Below are 2,988 nucleotides of genomic sequence, written 5' to 3'. Positions count from 1 at the left end.
GCTCCGCCGGGCCCCGCGCCCGACCCGATCCCGCAGCCGCCCTCGCCGGACCCCGACCCGGTACCGCCGCCCGAGCCCGAGCCGTCACCGGTCTGACCCGGCACTGACCCGCGCCCGGCCGTCAGCCGGCGGCCAGCATCGCGTCGGCCCGGGCGGTGACCTCGGTCAGCACCCGGCCCGCCGCGGCGAGGTCCTCGGCCGGCAGGTCCCCGTACAGTCCGGCGGTGATGGCGGCGACGCCCGCTTTGTACGACTGGATCAGCGCGTCGCCCGCAGGGGTGGACGCGAGCAGGTCGCCGGGCCGCTCCTCCAGCAGACCGGCGGACGTCAGCTCGGCGACGGTGGCCTCGGCCGCCGGAACGCCGAGCTTCACGGCGCCGGTCAGGCGCTCGATCAGTGCGCGGCGCCCGACCGTGCCGCCCGCGGCCTCGACTGCGTTGAGAGCCAGGGTTTGGTGGAAGGTGGTGCCCTCGGGCAGGAGCCGCTCGGCGAGCGCGCGGGTGGCGTAGTGGGCCATGCCGATGACCTGGCCGTTGACAGCGGGTGCGGTGGTCATGATGACTCCTCGTGGAAAGCGGTGACTGGGGGGGACCGGCACGTCGAGCAGCGCCGAAAGTGCCTCGGTGAACGCCTCGGTGTCCTTGCCGCCGAGACCGCCGAGAGGTGCGAGCAGCCCGTCGACGAGCTCCCGCACCACCGTGGCCGCGCGGCCGGTCGTCGCGCGGCCCTCCTCGGTCAGCGAGAGCCGGACGGCCCTGCTGTCCGAGGGGTCGGTGGTCCGTTCGACCAGGCCCGCCGCCTCCAGCGCGCGGGCCAGTTTCGATACGTAGAGCGCTTCGAGTCCGGTGTGGTCCGCCAGCGCGCGCTGACTCGGCCGCAGCCCCGCGTGCTCCATCCCCTGGAGGGAGGCGACCAGCGAATACTGCGCGTGCGTCAGGCCCAGCGGTACCAGCGCCCGGTCGATGGCCACCCGCCACTTCATGGACAGGCGCCAGACCAGAAACCCCGGGGTCGCGCCCTCGATCGCGTTGCTCATGACAGATACGGTACATGGCTACTATGTCCATGGCTACTAAATTCCGCGAGCTGAAGGTCCGGCCCAGTGGAGGTCTGGCCCAGTGGCCGCCGGCTCAGTCCTGCAGACGCAGCAGCGCGTCGGCGTGCGCGAGGCCGCTCTCGGCGGAGACCGAGTCCAGCGTCTGGGCGTCGCGTACCGGTGCGAAGCGCACCACGGGCTCCCCGCGGCCGCTCGTACCGGCGAGGTCGAATCCGTACACCGCCGGGCGCGGCAGACTGTTGTACGACCACGGGGTGGAGAAGTAGTACGCGCCCGTGTCGTACAGCACCACGTAGTCGCCCGCCCGCAGCTCGGGCAGCTCCCGGGCGTGCGCGACGACGTCCCCGGCGAAGCAGCACGGTCCCGCGACGTCCTGGACCACCAGGGGCCCGTCCTTCGGCCGCCCCTCGGCGTCGAACGCGCCGACCCGCAGGGGCCAGGCGTCCGGCATGAAGACCGTACGGGTGGCGGTCTGCGCCCCCGCGTGGGTCAGCGCGATACGGCGGCCGCCGGCGTCCTTCGTGTACTCGACCAGCGCGCCGATGAAGCCGTTCTTCGCGAGCAGGGACCGCCCGAACTCGGTGACCAGCTCGTACCGTCCGTCGAAGAGCCCGGGCACGGCCGCTCGCAGCGCCGCCGCGTACGCCGCGAAGGTGGGACGCACCTCGTCGTCGGCGAAGTTGACCGGCAGGCCGCCGCCGATGTCGAGCCCGGTGACCTGCCGACGGCCCAGCGTCTGGTTGATCTCCTCCGCCAGCCGGTACGTCTCGGCGATTCCGGCCGCGATCAGCTCCAGCGAGCAGCCCTGCGAGCCGACATGGGCGTGCAGCCGGGTCAGCCACGGGTGCGCCGCGAACGCCTTCACCACCTGTTCGCGCGCGCCGGGGTCACGCAGCGCCACGCCGAACTTCGAGGTGGCCGTGGCCGTGCTCATGGCGCCGATCGAACCGCCGCCGACCTGCGGGTTGACCCGGAGGCCGATGTCGGACACCGCGTCCGCCGGGCGCAGGGAGGCGATCCGTTCCACCTCGTCCAGGTTGTCGGCGTTGATCGCCACGCCCACGGCCAGGGCGCGCCGGATCTCGTCCCGGGTCTTGGCGGGGGAGTCCAGCACGATCCTCGACGGCGCGAACCCGGCGTCCAGCGCGAGCCGCAGCTCACCCGGGCTCGCGACCTCGCAGCCCATCCCGCACTTGGCGAGCAGCCGCAACACGGGGACCAGCGAGGACGCCTTCGCGGCGAACGTGTGCAGCACGGCGGGCACCCCGGGGAACGCGTCGTGCAGGGCGGCGACCGAGGCGCGGACGCCGTCCGTGTCGATAAAACCAGCGACCGGGCTCGCCTCGCCGAGCAGGCCGGCGGCCACGGCGTGGCGGACCACGGCCGCGACGCGCGCGGAACCCGCCGGGATCGAGGGGGACAGGGCGGAGGAAGACGAAGAGAGGCTCATGGAGCCAGAGTCGGCGATGGATGCCCCCAGGTCTCTGTCCGGGCGGCCAAGAAAGACGCGCTTCTTTGTCGGCCCGGCCAAGCCATGCGCGGACCCGCAGCCGGACGAACAGACGGCAACCTACCCGCTGAGTCGCACCGCGAGCGTCACCAGAAGCCTGGTGTCGGGGTCGTCCAGGTCCACCCCGAACCGCTCGCGGGCCCGCCGCAGCCGGTAGCGCAGCGTGTTGGGATGGACGACCAGACGCGCCGCAGCCCGCGCCACGTCCCCCGACGCGTCGAGATAGGCGGTCAGCGAGCGGACCAGCTCGCCCCCGGCCGCCAGATCCGCCCGGACCAGCTCGTGCACGGGCCCGCGCCCCGCCTCCCAGACCGGCCGGGCGGCGTCCAGGATCCTGGCGACGTCCAGCGAGGGCCCGACGCCGGCCGCGTCCGCCGACCGCCGGGCGTCCCCGGCCGCCGCCCGTTCGCGCAGCACCCGC

At 73.8% G+C, this 2,988-nt stretch carries 3 protein-coding genes; all 3 read right to left on the bottom strand.

The features are described 5' to 3' along the window. Positions 1-121 precede the first annotated feature (121 nt). Positions 122-1,036 carry a MarR family transcriptional regulator gene (locus tag G3I41_RS37660; RefSeq protein WP_343242118.1) on the bottom strand — a complete coding sequence of 305 codons (915 nt, stop codon included), beginning with the start codon at positions 1,034-1,036 and terminating at the stop codon, positions 122-124. Between the two features lie 94 nt (positions 1,037-1,130). Next, positions 1,131-2,507, bottom strand: coding sequence for a diaminopimelate decarboxylase (locus G3I41_RS14115; protein ID WP_164400558.1), 1,377 nt, complete (start codon positions 2,505-2,507; stop codon positions 1,131-1,133). A gap of 120 nt (positions 2,508-2,627) precedes the next feature. Next, positions 2,628-2,988: helix-turn-helix domain-containing protein (locus G3I41_RS14110; protein WP_164400557.1), on the bottom strand; the 361-nt coding region annotated here is incomplete at its 5' end.

The sequence above is a fragment of the Streptomyces sp. SID9727 genome (assembly GCF_010550605.1).
GTDB lineage: Bacteria > Actinomycetota > Actinomycetes > Streptomycetales > Streptomycetaceae > Streptomyces.
The sequence above is the reverse complement of the archived record's forward strand: the minus strand, read 5'-3'. Positions and strand labels throughout refer to the sequence as shown.